A 15,827-nucleotide genomic window follows, 5' to 3' on the forward strand; every position below is an offset into this window, starting at 1 on the left:
TTCACATCGGATCCCACGACGCCCACAGGAGTGCACAGGTGAGTTCGCGTCAGCGCGTCAACAGCGGCGTGGCCAGGCGCCAGGCGATGGCCGAGCACGTCATGCGCCAGGGCACGATGTCGATGGCGGAGCTCGCCGAGGCGTTCGGGGTGAGCGTGATGACCGTCCACCGCGATCTCGACGAGCTCGAGCGGCAGGGGATGGTGCGCAAGTTCCGCGGCGGCGCGACCGCGCTGGCCTCGAACGTCTTCGAGAGCAACATCGCCTACCGGCTCACCGCCCACCTTCCGGAGAAGGAGGCGATCGCCAGGCACGTCGTCAGGCTGATCGAGCCTGGCAGCTCGGTCATGCTCGACGACTCCACGACCGCGCTGGCGGTGGCCAGGCACATCGGCGAGGTGGCCCCGCTCACCGTGGTGACGAACTTCCTCGAGGCGATCAAGCTGCTCGCCTGCACCCCCGGCGTTCGCCTCATGGCCCTCGGCGGCGAGTACCACGCGACACACGACTCCTTCCTCGGCGTGGCCTGCGTCGACGCGGTGGAGGCCATGAGCACCGACCTCGTCGTGGTGTCGACCTCGGCGATCTCCGGCCGCTACGCCTTCCACCAGGAGCAGGAGATCGTGCTGGTGAAGAGGGCGATGATGGGCGCGGCCGCCCGCCGCGTCCTCGCCGTCGACCACACCAAGCTCGAGCGGGTGGCGCTGCACAGAGTGGCGCCGCTCGACGACTTCGACGTCATCGTGGTCGACTCGCGCACACCCGAGGAGGCCGTGCGGCGGCTGCGCGAGCACCACCACACCGTCGAGGTGGCCTCGATGTGAAGAAATGTTGTTAACTTAACTTTAGGCCTTGTAAAAACGTTCGCGCCGGCGCGCCATGGCCGGATCAGCCGCCGGTGATCACGTGCCCGCGCGCCTCCAGCGCCTTCGACGCCCGTCGCAGGTCGGCGGTCCTCACCAGCAGGTAGTCGGTGTCGAACGTGGACAGCGCGAGCACCGACACGCCTGCCTCGGCCAGCGGCGCGGTCAGCGAGGACAGGATGCCGACGAGGGAGAAGTCCAGCTCGCCCGCCACCCGCAGCGCACTCCATCCGCCCTCCACCCTGGCCTCGCTCGGCTCGTCGCCCGCGGCGCACACGACGGAGACCTCCTCGGCCGTGACGGTCACGCCGTACAGTTCGGCCGTGGGCGGCGGCGCGGGCGGGGTGGATCCGGCCGGCAGCCTGCAGACGGAGTACTCACGGGAAAGAAGGCGGAGCTCCACGTCCATCACCTCTGAAGAGCGTTGGGTAGTCCGGCCACGACGGGCGCCAGGGCGTCGAGCGCCTGTGACAGGTATCCGGTGTCCATTCCGATGTTGATCCTGAACCACCCCTCGCGTCCGAAGAACACGCCGGGCGCGACCAGAACACTCGCCTTCCGCCTGAGCATGTCGCCGACCTCGACGGAGGTCAGGTCGCTGTCGTAGCGCACGAACGCCGGCGCCGAGGCCATGGGCGCGAGCGCGGTGAGCCTGCCGTCCTGGCGTTCCAGCCATGCGGAGAACAGCTCGTAGCCCCTGCGCACGCAGGTGCGGTTGCGCTCGAACAGCCGCGAGGGCGGACGCGGGAGCCGAGAGGGCGGCCGCACGGGGGTCACCCGCCGGGCTGAGGCCGCGTCTCGGGGCGGCCGGCGGCGGGGACGTCGTCGAGCCGGGTGTAGACGGACCTGCCCTCGGCCCGCGCCAGCGCCACCATCCGGTCCGCCCCCTCGGAGGGCCCGCCGATGCGCAGGACCGCGTCGCAGCGCGACAGCAGCCGCTCGGCCACGGGGTGGAAGATCTCCTCGAACAGCGCGTCGCCCGGACGCGCGCTCCCCGCCGTCTCCAGGAGGGGAAGGGCGAGCGCCTCACCCGTGACGGCCAGGTGGCCCGCGCGGAACAGGTCGAGCGCGGCCCTGTTCATCGCCTCCACGTTGGCGGCCAGCTTGGCGGGGTCGTCGCCGGTGCCCGACCGGTACGGCCCGGCGACGAGGATCATCAGCGTCGCGTTCATCGATGTCGCTCCTTGAAGGCGAGTAGGGTCAGGCCAGCACCGTGCGGACGCCTGCCTCGCGCAGGGCCGCCAGGGTCTCGGGGCCGTTGGGATGGGTGCCGGCGTCGCCGGCCGCGGAGTCGGTCACGAAGGTGCCCACGCCGTCCAGAGGGGCGACCTTGCCGAACGCGCGGACGCCGAGCTTGGTGGCGTCGGCCACCGCGATCGTCTTGGCGGACTGGGCGAGCCCGACCTGCTTGACGGCCGCGTCGTCCAGCGAGAACTCCGACCAGCCGTACTCGGCGTGCACGCCGCCGATCGACATGACGAAGCAGTCGAAGACCAGCGACTCCAGCGTGCGCAGGGCCAGCGGCCCGACGAGGGACCGCTCCCCCGGGCGGGACCGGCCACCGACGACCAGCAACTCGACTCCCCGCACGTCGGCGAGCCTGGCCGCCGCCTGCAGGCTGAGTACCGCCACCGTCAGCGGCGCCCTCGCGGCCAGGTGCTCGGCGACGTGCACGGTCGTGGTCCCGGCGTCCAGCAACACCAGCGACCCCTGCTCGACCATGGCGGCAGTCGCCGCGCCGAGGCGGTTCTTCGTCGCCGCCTGCCACGGCTCCCTGGCGGCGAATCCCGCGCCCTCCTCGCGGGAGCGGGTGGCGACGGCGCCTCCGTGCACCCTCCTGACCAGGCCTTGCGCTTCGAGGGCGTCCAGGTCTCTGCGCACGGTCATCTCCGAGACCCCCAGACGCCGGGAGAGCTCGGACACGGAGACCTGACCCGAGCCCTGCACCAGCCGCAGGGTCAGGTCCAACCGGTTGGCGACCATGAGCCCTATTTCTAACATACAAATGTTCATTCGCACATCTCCGTGTGCGGACCATGAGTGGGGCCGGAACCGCCCCGATCGGATGAGATGGCGGCGAGACGCCCGACCGGCTCCGGAGACGCCCCCGGATCGCGGCCCTAGAAGGGCTGGTCGACATCGACGCGGTGACCGCCGTGTAGGCGTCGCCGCTACGGGCGCCCGCGCGGGACGGCGAGCCGCTGTGGATCCACGTCTTCCCCCGGGAACCTCCCGGCCGTCGACGGCGAGCTCGCAGGGGTCATCGCCTTCGAGTGCCTGACCCCGCGCCCGTCGCCTGCTCGACGAGTTCGTCGCCGACATCGGCGCGACTGACAGCGGGCCGGACCGCACCGCCGTCCCGGCGATCAGGCGCGGATGGCGAGGAGCGCGACAACGGCGCCGGCGGCGTACACGGCGCCCATCCCGATCAGCAGCGGTCCTGCGAGGGTCCGCAGCGCCCCGCGCGCCCCGTCAGCGATCATGACCTCCCGTGGGTTCGCCGGGTCGTAGATCACCTCCACCCCCGCACCGAGTTCGTGCGAAGGCCGTGGATAGGTGATCTTCGAGTCGGCGGTGACCTCGTCGCCGTCAACCGTCGTGAAGCGCAGCGACGTCAGCCAGCGCTGACCGCCTCCCGCCTGCGTGCGAGGGCGCCTGCCGATCACCTTGGCGGGCACGCGCACCCCGCGCCGCAGGAACCGCCGGTCCCTGACCGCCCGCCGGAGTCCGGCCGCGACGAGCGCCAGCCCCAGCAGGCCGACCAGCGCGATGATCGTCTCGATATAGCTCACGGATCACCTCTCGGGCGGATCGTGCACCGGAGTCGATCGGCCGGTCGGCGTCGCCGCGGGGGCGTCGATCGTCCGGCGGGAGACCAGTGAAACGAATTATCCCCCTTGTCCCATCTTGATCGGATATGGATGATCATGTGATGCTTCGCATAAGGAGTTATGCATGTCAGGAGAGCGAGCTCTTCTGACGGATGATGCTTGAAGCCGTGAAGTGGGGATCGTCGCCATGTCGCTTGACACGGGCACCACCGTGACCGGACCGCGTGTCCTGCCCTTCTACCGGGCCATCCCACGGTTGGTAAAGGACCCCGTCACCGAGTTGGCCAAGATGGGCACCGAGGCAGGGGGGCGGGTCGTCCGGATCGACATCGGCCCTTTCCGGCCTTATCTGGTCTCCCATCCCGACCACGTCCAGCAGGTGCTGAAGACCGACTGGTCCAACTTCGTGCGCGAGGGGATGTTCTGGCGGCCGCTGAGCCGCGTGATCGGCCAGAGCATCCTGGGCGAGGGCGAGGGCTGGGAGTCCAGCCGGAGAATCCTCCAGCCGCTGTTCACCGCGAGATACACCGCCTCGCTGGGCGAAGACATGGCCGACATCATCGCCGAGTGCATCCTCGAACTCGACGACTACGCGCGGACCGGGCGGCCGGTCGACGGCGGCTATCAGATGACGACGATCGTCAACCAGGCCGTCATCAAGGTGCTCTTCGGCGGCCGGATCTCCCGCGACGTCGCCGAGCGCCTTTCGCCCGAGTTCGCCACCTGCGCCACGTCGATCGCCTTCCGGCTGCTGTTCCCGTTCGTGCCCTACTCCGTCAAGGTCCCAGGAGACCGGGCCTTCCTCGCCGCCGCGAAGAAGATCGACGAGATCGTCTACCCCCTGATCGAAAGGGCCCGTAAAGAGAACACCGGCACCAACGAAGTGGTCTCGGCACTGATCGGGGCGAGGATCGCACAGGACGGCGAGGCGGACCTGCGGCAGGTCCGCGACGACCTGGTCAGCATCTACGGCGCCGCCTCGGAGACCACGGCGATGTCGCTGACCTGGCTGTGGTCCGTGCTGCACGACCACCCCGACGTGAACGCCAGGCTGCTGGAGGAGATCGACGAGGTGGTCGGCGAGGGTCCTGTCCGGCCCGCGCATGTCGCGAAGCTCAGATATCTGCGCATGGTCCTGCAGGAGCTGTTGCGCGTCTACCCGTCGGCCTGGATCATCCCTCGTCAGACGGTGGCGGACACCGAGATCGGCGGCGTCCCGATCAAGGCCGGCTCGCAGGTGCTGGTCAGCCCGTACACGACGCACCGGCTCGCCGAGTTCTGGGACCGGCCGCTCGAGTTCGACCCTGAGCGCTGGGCGCCCGAGAGGACCGACCGCCGCCACCGCTACTCCTTCATTCCGTTCGGCGCGGGCCCGCACGTCTGCCTTGGCCAGCATCTGTTCTACCTCGAAGCCCCTTTGGTGATCGCCAACCTGCTCAGCAGGTACCGGCCGGTGCTGACAAACCCGCAGCGGCTCACCCCCGTGCCGGGCGCATCGGTACGACCCAAGGAGAAGCTCTTGCTGAAGTTGCTGCCGATCGACCGCAACCGGTAGGCGTCGGCGGGCGAACACCCGCCCGTGGCCGCTAGCCCTCGTGACCGTCCACGTCGTCGGCCAGCTCCCGAACGGTGTATGCGTGGGTGTCCCTCGCCATGTACCAGCGGCCGTTGAACGCCACGCTGTTGCGATGCCCCACCGCGATCCCCGTCAGCTCGGCCGGCAGTTTCCCCAGTTCGGTCTGGAAGGCCGCCTCGAGTTCGTCGATGTGCGCCGAGATCCGCAGGACCGCCGCCTCCGCGCTCATCCCCGCGCGCTGCAGGATGCTCACGGAGTTGGGCTTGCCCTCGACCTTCTCCCGCTCGAAGGTCCTGATGTCGTTGGCCAGCCGCAGGCACGAGGCGCCCAGATGCGTGGCCTGCTCGATCGACGTCCAGTGCGCCATGCCGGCGGGGACGGGGCCGCAGATGGCCAGAGCGGCCGACCACCAGGTGTGATACAGGATGGTGAGCATCCCGTTCGCGAGGTAGTCGTCGTATGACGGCCACGCCTGCCGTCCCGCGGTCCACGCGCGTTCGCGGGCCATCGCGCTGCTCGCGGACTCCAGCTGCCGTGCCAGGTTCGGCGCGTGGACCGGAGCGCCGGCGTATCCGTGGAACCGGGCGCACCACGCGGTCCACGCGGCCAGGATCTGCCCCGCGGGGCCGTCGGATGGGTCCGCGTCGGTGGCGCCGGACAGGATGGCGGGAAGCTCGGCGAAGAACGCCTCGAAGCCGTGTTCGGACCATTCCCCCGCGATGCTGTCGGCGATGTCGTCGACGCCGAACAGGATCGCGGTCAGCGCTCCGAGGTCCGCGATCTGGTCACGCCGCGCGCGCGGGAACGTGGCCGCGGCCGACAGGCAGCTGAAAGCGAGCCTGCTGGCCGAGCTCTCGCCGTCGGCGAACAGTACGGGGTAGGGGCGCAGGAGTGCGGCGGCCTCGGGAACCGCGTCCAGCGCGGCCCGCAGGACGGCGCCGCGATCCTGGCTCGGGACACCGGCCAGCTGATGCGACCCCTTGAGCAAGCGGTCGGCGAGATCGTTGCGGATACCGAAGTACGCCTCAGGGCTGGGACCACTCACGCGATGACTATACCGTTCGTGATCTTACCTACGATGGTGACATAGCGGGATGACAGGTCGGAAAACCCCGTAGTCACTTGAGCGACGATCATGATCCTTGCTAAAGTTCCCGGGTTGCCAGCGCCGGTATGCAATCAATTGACTTCGCAGAGTAGGTATCATGCGCCCCCGCAATTCACGTCTGCGGACCAAGATCACGGCTTTGCTTCTCTCCCTGACAGCGCTGTGGGCATTCGCGGCCTGGGTCACGCTCCGTGAGGGTGTCAACCTCCTCTGGGTGGCGCAACTCGACAGCAGCGTGGTCGGGCCGAGTGAGCCGCTCCTCGTCGAGCTTCAGGCCGAACGCAGAGCCTCGATGATCCAGTTGGGAGAGGGCTCCACACGAACCCGCGACGAGCTGAAGAAACAGCGACAGCGCGCCGATCGGACCAGAGCCGCTTTCGACGAGTCGGCACGTGCGGGCATCGTCTCCTGGGCCGCCGACGACGACGGCGAGAAGCGACTGGCCGAGCTGTTCGGGAAACTCGACGGCCTCGCCAAGATCCGGGAGGCGGTCGACGCGGGGCGCATGAGCCGGATCAAGGCAAGCCAGGCCTACGCCGACATCACCGACTCGTTCTACCGGATGTACGGCTCGATGGCGACGCTCGACGACAAGACCCTCGCCAAGGACGCCCGCACCCTCATGGCCCTCAGCCGAGCGCGAGAGCTCATGGCCACGGAGGACGCGCTGCTGGCCGGAGCGCTCGCCGAAGGACGGTTGAGCGCCGAAGAGCATTCCCAGTTCGCCAGGATCTCGGGCGCGTGGCGCGTCGTCGCCGACCAGGCCGCGGCCGATCTGCCGGACGCCGACAGGGCCGCCTACGACAAGCTGATCGATGGCCCGGCGTTCACCCGGCTGAGCAGTCTCGAGACCATGCTCGCCCAGCACGGCGGCGTCGTCGACATGATTCCCTTCAGCGCCGCGCAGTGGCAGTCCGCGACCGAGAGCGCACTTTCCGACTTCAACACCATGGTGCTCGGCGCGGGTGACCGCGTGGTCGAGCGTGCGACGCCCGTCGCGGCCGGCGTCATCGTACGGCTGATCCTGGCCGGCGGCCTCGGGCTCATCGCGGTCATCGCGTCGATCATCCTGTCCGTCACCACGGCCCGCGCGCTGTTCGCTCAGTTGCAGAAGCTGCGTGACGCGGCGCACGAGCTCTCCGACGAACGGCTGCCGAGGGTGGTCGAGCGGATCGGCCACGGCGAGCACGTCGACGTCGCCGTGGAGGCGCCGCCCCTGCAGTTCGGCGCCGACGAGATCGGCCAGGTCGGCCAGGCGTTCAACACGGTGCAGGAGACCGCGATCAGGATCGCCGCCGAGCAGGCCGCCCTGCGGCAGAGCATCCGCGACATCCTCATCAGCCTGGCCCGCAGGACCCAGGGACTGGTCCACCGGCAGCTCAGCGTGCTGGACGTGATGGAGCGGCGCGAGACCGACCCCGTCGAGCTGGAGGAGCTCTTCCGGCTGGACCACCTGGCCATCCGCATGCGGCGCAACGCCGAGAACCTCATGGTGCTCTCCGGCGCGTCCCCTGGTCGTACCTGGCGCCGCTCGGTGCCGATGGTCGACGTCGTTCGCGGCGCGCTGGCCGAGGTCGAGGACTACACACGGGTCTCGCTCATGCCGATGGGCGACGTCGTGCTGGTGGGCCGGGCCGTCGGTGACGTCATCCACCTGCTCGCCGAGCTGATCGAGAACGCCGTCTCCTTCTCCCCGCCCTACACCAACGTCCAGGTCAGCGGGCAGCTCGTGGCCAACGGGTACGTCGTGGAGATCGAGGACCGCGGTCTCGGGCTGAAGCCCGAGGACCTGGCCGCCGCCAACGAGCGCATCGCCAACCCGCCCGAGTTCCGCATCACGGGCACCACCGCGCGCCTGGGGCTCTTCGTGGTCAGCCGGCTGGCCGAGCGCCATGGGATCCAGGTGGTGCTGAGGTCCTCGCCGTACGGTGGGACCACGGTCATCGTGATGCTCCCGCAGGAGCTCGTCGAGATGGACGCCAACGCCGCGACGCCCGAGGACGAACCGCCGACGAGCCTGCCGCGCAGGCAACCCGCGGCGACCGCGGCGGCAGGACCGGCCGAGCGTCCCGTCGCGCGTGCCGCCGCGCGTCCCGCGACGCGCCCCACCACGCTCACAGCGGCGTCACCGCTGCGTATGGCCCCGCCCGTCGCCGACGTCGAGGCGCCGGAGGAGCGCCCGTCCGCGGAAGCGGCGCCGACCGGACGCACCCCGTCCGGACTGCCGCTGCGGGTGCCTCAGGCCAACCTCGCTCCACCCCTGCGCGACCAGGCTCCCGCCGCCGCGCCCAGCAATGAAGAGAACGATGACGAGCGCTCACCGGAAGAGATCCGCGCGATGATGGGATCTCTGCAGTCGGGTAACCGGCTCGGCAGGTCCGCGGCGGCCAAGCTCATACAGGACCAGCAGTCTGGAGACGACGCGTGACACCGAGTGCGAGCCCGGATCTGAACTGGCTGCTCGACGATCTGGTCAACCGGGTGGCCGACACCGAACACGCCATCGTGCTCTCCTCTGACGGGCTGCTGATGGCCTCCTCGGCGGCGCTGCAGCGCACCGACGGCGAGCACCTGTCGGCCGTGGCCTCCGGACTGCAGAGCCTGGCCAGGGGTGTGGCCGAGCATGTGAGCGGCGGCGCGGTCCGGCAGACGGTGGTGGAGTGGAAGTCAGGGTTCCTCATCGTCAGCGTCGCAGGCGAGCGGGCCTGCCTGGCCGTGCTCTGCGCCCAGACGGCCGACATCGGGCTGGTCGCCTACGAGATGGCCATGCTCGTCGCCCGCGTCGGCCCTTACCTCACGTCGGCGGCGCGCACCGTCGAGACGCTCGCGGGGAGCGACCAGTGAGCTCACCTGGCGGGTCCGCCGACGATCATTGGGTCGACCCGGAGATCATCAGACCCTACGTGGTGACCCGCGGGCGAACACGGCCCGCCACCGGCAAGTTCGACCTGATCTCCATGGCGGTCACCATGGGTCCCTCGCCCGGTCCCGACGCCGGGCTCGATCCCGAACACCTGTCGATCCTGCGGCTGTGCCGCGAACCGAAGTCCGTGGCTGAGATCGCCGCGGACCTGGACCTTCCCGTTGGCACGATCCGCGTGCTCCTGGGAGACCTGTACGACCGGAATCTCGTCTCCGCGCAGGAACCGCAATTCGAGGCGGACATGAACGACGCGAACATGTATAAGGCGGTGCTCGATGGTCTTCGCGCGCTCTGATCGCCCGCGACTGCCGACCGCGATCAAGATCTTGATCGCGGGTGGCTTCGGCGCGGGCAAGACCACCATGGTCGGTGCGGTCTCCGAGACCAGGCCGTTGCGGACCGAGGAGGTCCTCACCGACCGCGGCGTCGGTGTGGACGACATCTCGGGGGTGACGGACAAGCGCACCACCACCGTCGCCATGGACTTCGGCCGCATCACGCTCGACCAGCAGTACGTGCTCTACCTGTTCGGCACGCCGGGCCAGGAGCGGTTCTGGTTCGTCTGGGACGAACTGGCCGAGGGCTCGCTCGGCGCCGTCGTCCTCGCCGACACCCGGCGCCTGGCCGACTGCTTCCCCTCGATCGACTACTTCGAACGGCGGGGCACGCCGTTCGTGGTGGCGGTGAACACCTTCGAGGGGGCGCCCACCTACGAACTCGACGAGGTACGGCTGGCGCTCCAGCTCAGCCCGTCCATCCCGATCGTCATGTGCGACGCCAGGAAGCGGAAGTCGAGCCGGGATGTGCTGATCACGCTGGTGAGGCATTCGGCCGAGCTGCGGGCGGCGCCGGTCGGCGGCTGACCTGCGCCCCTGGCCGTCACGCGGGATTGCGGACACCCCTAACCCGAGGCGACCTGACACAATCAACAGAAGATCTTGAGCGATATTTGTCTGATCGCTAGGGTGTGCCGAGTGCCACATTCCCCTGGTGTGCGACAAACGCGGTTATCTCGCGGCCCTGACGGGGCCTCGGGCGACCACGGCGAACACCGGCGATGGCGGGCAACCCGGGTCCGTAGCAAGATCGTCGCGATGCTCGTCTCCCTGGTCGCCCTCTGGGGATTCAGCGCATGGGTCACCGTCTCGGACGGCGTCAGCCTGCTGTGGGCCAGCACGATCGACGCCGACATCGTCCAGCCCAGCGAGCCCCTGCTGTGGGGTCTGCAGCGCGAGCGGCGTCTCACCATGACCGCCCTCGGCTCGGGATCGGCCGCCGATCCCCAGCTGCGCGCCCAGCGCGAGGAGAACGAGCGGCTCCGGCAGGCGTTCGACGAGTCCGCCCGCGCCGCCATCGCCCAGGGGGCCACGGCCGACGCCCTCAGCGTCCGCGCCGATGAGGTGCTGCGACGGGTCGCCACCCTGCCCGAGCTGCGCAGGCTCATCGACACCGGACAGCGGAACCGCCGGCAGGCGCAGGCCGCCTACGACGAGCTCGCCGACAGTTTCTACGACATGTACGGCGCGGCGCTGTCCGCCCTCGGCGACGAGGCCCTCGCCCAGAACGGCAGAGCGCTCGCGACGATGAGCAAGGCACGCGAGCTCATGTCACGCGAGGACGCGCTCGTCAGCGGCATCCTCGCCAGCGGCGGCTTCACCGGGGACGACCGGGCCGACGTCACCAGGGCGAGCACCATCGCCACCTACGTCATGGAGCAGGCCGCCTCCGAACTGCCCGCGGAGGACCAGCGTGCCTTCCGTGACTGGCATGCGGGCCCTTCGGCGGCCCGGCTGCGCATGCTGGAGCAGACCATGGCCACCGACGCCCTCACGGGAAGCGCCCCGATCACTCCGCAGCAGTGGCGGCCCGCCGCCGACGGCGCGCTGTCCGGCCTGAACACGGTGATCCAGACGGGCGGTGACCGCCTGGTCGACCGGGCGGGACCCGTCGCGGCCGGCGTGCTCATCCGCCTCCTGATCGCCGGCGGACTCGGGCTGGTGGCCGTCGTGACCTCGATCGTGCTCGCGGTCACCACCACCAGGGCGCTGCTGGCCCAGCTGAACCGCCTGCGCGCGGCGGCGCTGGACCTGGCCGAGCGCCGGCTGCCCGGCGTGGTCGAGCGGGTCAGCCATGGACAGGCCGTCGACCTGGCCGAGGAGGCACCGCCGCTGGCGTTCGGCCCTGACGAGATCGGCGAGGTGGCCCGCGCCTTCAACTCCGTGCAGGAGACCGCGATCAGGGTCTCCGTCGAGCAGGCGGAGCTGCGGCTGAACACGCGCAACATCCTGACCAGCCTCGCCCGCCGTACCCAGGGGCTGGTCAAGCGGCAACTCGACGCTCTCGACGTCATGCAGCGCCGCGCCACCACCCCCGAGGAACTGACCGACCTGTACGCGCTGGACCACCTCGTCGTCAGGACCAGGCGCGCGGCCGAGAACCTGCTCGTGCTGGCCGGGGCGACACCCGCCAGAACATGGCGGCGCTCGGTCCCGCTCATCGACGTGGCCCGCGGCGCGCTGGCCGAGGTCGAGGACTACCGCAGGGTCTCGATCACCCCGCTCGACGACAGCCACCTGCTCGGCGAGGCCGTCGGCGACCTCACCCACCTGCTCGCCGAACTCATCGACAACGCCGTCTCCTTCTCCCCGCCCAACACCACGGTCACGGTGGGCGGGCAGCACGTGGCCAACGGGTACGCGCTGGAGATCGAGGACCGCGGACTCGGCATGTCCTCCGCCGACCTGGCCGAGGCCAACAGGCAGATCGCCGACCCGCCGGAGTTCAAGGCCACCGGTACGGCGGCTCGGCTCGGCTTCTACGTCGTCAGCAGGCTCGCTGCCCGGCACGACATCCTGGTGACGCTGAAGGCCTCGCCGTACGGCGGGGTCGCCGCGGTGGTCCTGGTGCCACTCGCGCTGCTGCGTGAGCCCGAGCGGAGCGACCTCTTCACGCCGGTCGTTCCTCCGGAGCCGCCTACGCGCGGGGAGGCCGCGCCCACGCCGGGCGAGCAGGCACCCCCGGCCCTGCCCACCCGCCGCCGGACGACCCCCACCGCTCCGATCCCGTCGGCTCCCCCCACAGCACCGTCGGGTCCGCTCTCCGCGCCGGTGGCGGCTCCCTCCATCCGGGTCCCCGCGTCGACGCCGATGGCGGCTCCCGTACCGACCCAGACCAGCGACCAGCCGCTCTTCACCCCGGGAGGTCTCCCCCTGCGCGTGCCCCAAACCAGCATCGTTCCCGAACTGCGCGACCAGCCCGCCTCCTCCGCCGCCGACGCGCGGCCCGACGAACCCGTTCCCGGGATCGTGGACGACGAGGACGATCTGCGCATCCGCTTGGCGGCCCTCCAGCGGGGAACCGTCCGCGGCCGCGCCGCCGCCGAGCGCCTGCTCGGCGGTCGCGACCCCTACGGCGATCAGGAGCCGACATGACTACGGCCCAGCTGAACTGGCTGCTCAACGACATGATCACACGGGTCTCCGACATTTCACACGCGATCGTCCTGAGCAGCGACGGGCTCGTGCTCGCCGCCTCCGACGGACTGGATCCCGAAGACGCCACCCGGCTGTCGGCCGTCGCCGCCAGCCTGCAGAGCCTCGCCAAGGCCGCCACCGACTACGCCGACGGCGGCCAGGTCAAGCAGACCCTCGTGGAATGGCAGGAGCTGATCCTGCGGGTGACGGTCGCCGGTCACGGTGCCCGCCTGGCCGCGCTCACCACCCACGGCGCCGACCTCGGCCTCGTGGCCTACGAGATGGAGATGCTCATCGCGAAGGTCGGCCATCACCTGTCCACGAACGACCGCCTCACGTCCGCCAACGGCACCGACCTGGGAGAAGGTGAGGTCGCTTGATGACTCGTTCCGGCGCGCCCGAGCAGGAGGTCGACCCGAGTCTGCTGCGCCCCTTCGTGATCACCAGGGGGCGCACCCAGCCGGTCCGCGGGGCCTTCAACCTGATCACCCAGGCGGTCGCGGTGGCCGAACGCCCCGCTCTGGGGCTCGACCCCGAACACGCGGCGATCCTGCGTCTGTCCAGGGCTCCGATCGCGGTGGCCGAACTGGCCTCCCACCTGGACCTCCCGCCGGGCACGGTCTGCGTCCTGCTCGGTGACCTCCTGGCGCACGACCTGATCGACGTGCAGCACCCCCACCCCGACACCGACATCCATGACCCGCGGGTCTACAAGGCGGTACTCGATGGTCTTCGCTCTCTCTGAACGGCGCCGCATGCCCAACGCGGTCAAGATCCTGATCGCGGGCGGTTTCGGGGCGGGCAAGACCACCATGGTCAGCGCCGTCTCCGAGACGCGGACACTGCGCACCGAGGAACTGCTCACCGAACGCGGCGTCGGCGTGGACGACATCTCAGGCGTCTCCACCAAGCGCTCCACCACCGTGGCGATGGACTTCGGGCGCATCACGCTGAGCACCGACTACGTGCTCTACCTGTTCGGCACCCCCGGGCAGGAGCGTTTCTGGTTCCTCTGGGACGAGCTGGCGCTGGGCGCGCTCGGCGCGGTCGTCCTGGCCGACACCCGCAGGCTGGCCGACTGCTTCGCGGCCGTCGACTACTTCGAACGGCGCAGCACGCCCTTCATCGTGGCGGTCAACTGCTTCGAGGGGGCCGACCTGTTCGAAGTGGAGGAGATCAGGGTGGCGCTCCAGCTCGACCCGGTCATCCCCATCCTGCTGTGCGATGCCCGCGACAAGGGTTCCAGCCGCGACATGCTCATCGGCCTGATCGACCACGCCCTCCAGCGCCGCCTGCTGCACTCCACCTCGTGACGGCTGTTGCCGTTCCGGCAACGAAGTTTGCTGTCCCGTGAACCGTTGACGCATGCTCTCCGGTGAACGGAGGCAACCATATGGCAACGCACACGGAACACAACGGAACAGGCTCGGACCCGAGGGACGCAGGCTCGGGCGTGGAGATGGGCTCGGGGATGGGTGGGAGCTCGGCGGCGGGTGCCGAGCGGCAGCATGACATCGTCGTGGTCGGTGGTGGCGCGGCAGGGTTGAGCGGCGCGCTGACGCTGGCCAGGGCTCGACGCTCGGTCCTGGTGATCGACGCCGGCCGGCCGCGTAACGCGCCCGCCGGTCACGTCCACGCCTATCTGACCCGCGATGGCATGCCTCCCGCACGGCTGCTTGCCGAGGGTCGCGCGGAGGTATCGAGCTACGGCGGCGAGTTCGTGAACGCCACCGCCGTGGCCGCCGAGCGCGTCGAGGCCGGCGGATTCCGCGTCACGCTCGACGACGGGTCCTCTGTCGCGGCCAGGCGCCTGCTGCTGACCACCGGCCTGGTCGACGAGCTGCCCGACGTGCCGGGCGTCGCCGAGCGGTTCGGGCGGGACGTGCTGCACTGCCCCTACTGCCATGGCTGGGAGGTGCGCGACCAGCGGATCGGCATCCTCGCCACAGGGCCGCTGGCCGTCCACCACGCGCTGCTGTGGCGGCAGTGGAGCACGGACGTGACGCTGTTCCTGCACACGAGCGAAGGGCTGGACAAGGACGAGCGGCTGTCCGCACGCGGCATCACCGTGGTGGCCGGGCAGGTGGCGGAGCTGGAGGTGAAGGACGACGCGCTCACAGGGGTACGGCTGGCCGACGGCGGCGTGGTCCCCTGCCAGGCGCTCGTGGTGGCCCCCCGCCTCACCGCCGGTGTCCTTCCCGGCCTGGGGCTCGAGACGGCCGACCAGGAGATGGACGGGCACGTGGTCGGCAGCCGCATCGTCGCCGATCCCTCGGGAGCGACCGCGGTACCGGGTGTGTGGGTGGCGGGCAACGTCACCGCCCTCGCCGACCAGGTCATCGGCGCGGCGGCCGCGGGCGTCAAGGCGGGCGCGGCGATCAACGCCGACCTGATCGCCGAGGAGACGCACAAGGCCGTCGTCGCCCAGGCCCGCCGTATGCCCGATGAGGCGTTCTGGGACGCCCGCTACGGACAGAGCTCCAGGGTGTGGAGCGGGAACCCCAACGCCATCCTCGTGCGTGAAGTCACCGGCACGCGGCCGGGACGGGCGCTCGACCTCGGCTGCGGAGAAGGAGCTGACGCCATCTGGCTGGCTCAGCGGGGTTGGCGGGTCACCGGCGTCGACATCTCCGGTGTCGCCCTCGACCGCGCCGCGGCCGAGGCCGCCGTCGCGGGCGTCGCCGACCTGGTGGAGTGGGAACGGCACGACCTCGGTGAGACGTTCCCTGACGGCGCCTACGACCTGGTGTCCACGCACTTCCTGCACTCGTATTCGGACATGCCGCGGGAGCGGATCCTGCGGGCGGCGGCCGGTGCGGTCGCGCCCGGCGGGGTGCTGCTGGTCGTCGGACACGCGGACGCCGGGCCGCGGCATCCGCATTCCGACCTGCGGCTTCCCTCAGCCGACGAGGTGTTGTCGTCGCTCGAGCTCGCCGACGGGCAGTGGGAGGTGCTGGTGTGCGGGGAGCACGAGCGGATCCAGACCGGACCGGACGGGCGTCCGGCCGGCCGTACGGACACCGTGGTCAAGGTCCGCCGCCTCCCCGCCTGAC

Annotated in this window: 17 protein-coding genes; 11 read left to right on the forward strand and 6 right to left on the reverse strand. The window is 70.3% G+C overall.

Annotation, left to right across the window (positions count from 1 at the left end):
- Nucleotides 1-38: 38 nt before the first annotated feature.
- The gene (locus ACFSKW_RS49125) at nt 39-824 is read left to right on the forward strand and encodes a DeoR/GlpR family DNA-binding transcription regulator (RefSeq protein ID WP_379581746.1); all 786 of its coding nucleotides are present in this window, start codon (nt 39-41) and stop codon (nt 822-824) included.
- Between the two features lie 64 nt (nt 825-888).
- Here the strand turns inward: ACFSKW_RS49125 and ACFSKW_RS49130 are convergent, their stop codons facing one another.
- The 5 genes from ACFSKW_RS49130 to ACFSKW_RS49150 all read right to left on the reverse strand — a co-directional run bounded on the left by ACFSKW_RS49130 (nt 889) and on the right by ACFSKW_RS49150 (nt 3,655).
- Nucleotides 889-1,266, reverse strand: coding sequence for an ACT domain-containing protein (locus tag ACFSKW_RS49130; RefSeq protein ID WP_379581748.1), 378 nt, complete (start codon nt 1,264-1,266; stop codon nt 889-891).
- A 5-nt stretch (nt 1,267-1,271) separates the two neighbouring features.
- The gene (locus tag ACFSKW_RS49135) at nt 1,272-1,631 is read right to left on the reverse strand and encodes a PLP-dependent aminotransferase family protein (RefSeq protein ID WP_379581749.1); all 360 of its coding nucleotides are present in this window, start codon (nt 1,629-1,631) and stop codon (nt 1,272-1,274) included.
- A 5-nt stretch (nt 1,632-1,636) separates the two neighbouring features.
- Complete coding sequence (locus ACFSKW_RS49140; RefSeq protein WP_379581751.1) at nt 1,637-2,035, reverse strand: hypothetical protein; 399 nt, start codon at nt 2,033-2,035, stop codon at nt 1,637-1,639.
- Nucleotides 2,036-2,063: 28 nt separating this feature from the next.
- Nucleotides 2,064-2,864, reverse strand: a complete 801-nt coding sequence (locus tag ACFSKW_RS49145; RefSeq protein ID WP_379581753.1) for a DeoR/GlpR family DNA-binding transcription regulator — start codon at nt 2,862-2,864, stop codon at nt 2,064-2,066.
- 365 nt (nt 2,865-3,229) lie between these two features.
- Nucleotides 3,230-3,655: a DUF3592 domain-containing protein gene (locus ACFSKW_RS49150; RefSeq protein ID WP_379581755.1), complete on the reverse strand. Its 426-nt coding sequence runs from the start codon at nt 3,653-3,655 to the stop codon at nt 3,230-3,232.
- 226 nt (nt 3,656-3,881) lie between these two features.
- On the opposite strand from ACFSKW_RS49150, the gene ACFSKW_RS49155 reads away from it, so the two are divergent.
- The gene (locus ACFSKW_RS49155; protein ID WP_379581757.1) at nt 3,882-5,249 is read left to right on the forward strand and encodes a cytochrome P450; all 1,368 of its coding nucleotides are present in this window, start codon (nt 3,882-3,884) and stop codon (nt 5,247-5,249) included.
- Nucleotides 5,250-5,280: 31 nt separating this feature from the next.
- Here the strand turns inward: ACFSKW_RS49155 and ACFSKW_RS49160 are convergent, their stop codons facing one another.
- A complete protein-coding gene (locus tag ACFSKW_RS49160; RefSeq protein ID WP_379581760.1) occupies nt 5,281-6,315 on the reverse strand; it encodes a terpene synthase family protein in 1,035 nt (344 codons plus the stop codon).
- Nucleotides 6,316-6,517: 202 nt separating this feature from the next.
- Between ACFSKW_RS49160 and ACFSKW_RS49165 the strand changes: the two genes are divergently transcribed.
- The 9 genes from ACFSKW_RS49165 to ACFSKW_RS49205 all read left to right on the forward strand — a co-directional run bounded on the left by ACFSKW_RS49165 (nt 6,518) and on the right by ACFSKW_RS49205 (nt 15,826).
- A complete protein-coding gene (locus tag ACFSKW_RS49165; RefSeq protein ID WP_379581762.1) occupies nt 6,518-8,806 on the forward strand; it encodes a sensor histidine kinase in 2,289 nt (762 codons plus the stop codon).
- Nucleotides 8,803-9,222, forward strand: a complete 420-nt coding sequence (locus tag ACFSKW_RS49170; protein WP_379581764.1) for a roadblock/LC7 domain-containing protein — start codon at nt 8,803-8,805, stop codon at nt 9,220-9,222. The genes ACFSKW_RS49165 and ACFSKW_RS49170 overlap by 4 nt, the downstream gene beginning before the upstream one ends.
- Nucleotides 9,223-9,281: 59 nt before the next feature.
- Nucleotides 9,282-9,596, forward strand: coding sequence for a DUF742 domain-containing protein (locus ACFSKW_RS49175; RefSeq protein WP_379581766.1), 315 nt, complete (start codon nt 9,282-9,284; stop codon nt 9,594-9,596).
- The gene (locus ACFSKW_RS49180) at nt 9,577-10,164 is read left to right on the forward strand and encodes a GTP-binding protein (RefSeq protein ID WP_379581768.1); all 588 of its coding nucleotides are present in this window, start codon (nt 9,577-9,579) and stop codon (nt 10,162-10,164) included. The genes ACFSKW_RS49175 and ACFSKW_RS49180 overlap by 20 nt, the downstream gene beginning before the upstream one ends.
- Nucleotides 10,165-10,395: 231 nt before the next feature.
- Nucleotides 10,396-12,732, forward strand: coding sequence for a sensor histidine kinase (locus tag ACFSKW_RS49185; protein WP_379581771.1), 2,337 nt, complete (start codon nt 10,396-10,398; stop codon nt 12,730-12,732).
- Nucleotides 12,729-13,154, forward strand: coding sequence for a roadblock/LC7 domain-containing protein (locus ACFSKW_RS49190; RefSeq protein WP_379581772.1), 426 nt, complete (start codon nt 12,729-12,731; stop codon nt 13,152-13,154). The genes ACFSKW_RS49185 and ACFSKW_RS49190 overlap by 4 nt, the downstream gene beginning before the upstream one ends.
- Nucleotides 13,154-13,519, forward strand: coding sequence for a DUF742 domain-containing protein (locus tag ACFSKW_RS49195; RefSeq protein WP_379581981.1), 366 nt, complete (start codon nt 13,154-13,156; stop codon nt 13,517-13,519). Before ACFSKW_RS49190 ends, ACFSKW_RS49195 begins: the two co-directional genes overlap by 1 nt.
- On the forward strand, nt 13,500-14,087 hold the full coding sequence (locus tag ACFSKW_RS49200; RefSeq protein WP_379581774.1) for a GTP-binding protein: 588 nt from the start codon (nt 13,500-13,502) through the stop codon (nt 14,085-14,087). Before ACFSKW_RS49195 ends, ACFSKW_RS49200 begins: the two co-directional genes overlap by 20 nt.
- 80 nt (nt 14,088-14,167) lie before the next feature.
- A complete protein-coding gene (locus ACFSKW_RS49205) occupies nt 14,168-15,826 on the forward strand; it encodes an FAD-dependent oxidoreductase (protein ID WP_379581775.1) in 1,659 nt (552 codons plus the stop codon).
- Nucleotide 15,827 lies beyond the last annotated feature (1 nt).

Source organism: Nonomuraea mangrovi (genome assembly GCF_042681425.1).
Classification (GTDB): domain Bacteria; phylum Actinomycetota; class Actinomycetes; order Streptosporangiales; family Streptosporangiaceae; genus Nonomuraea; species Nonomuraea mangrovi.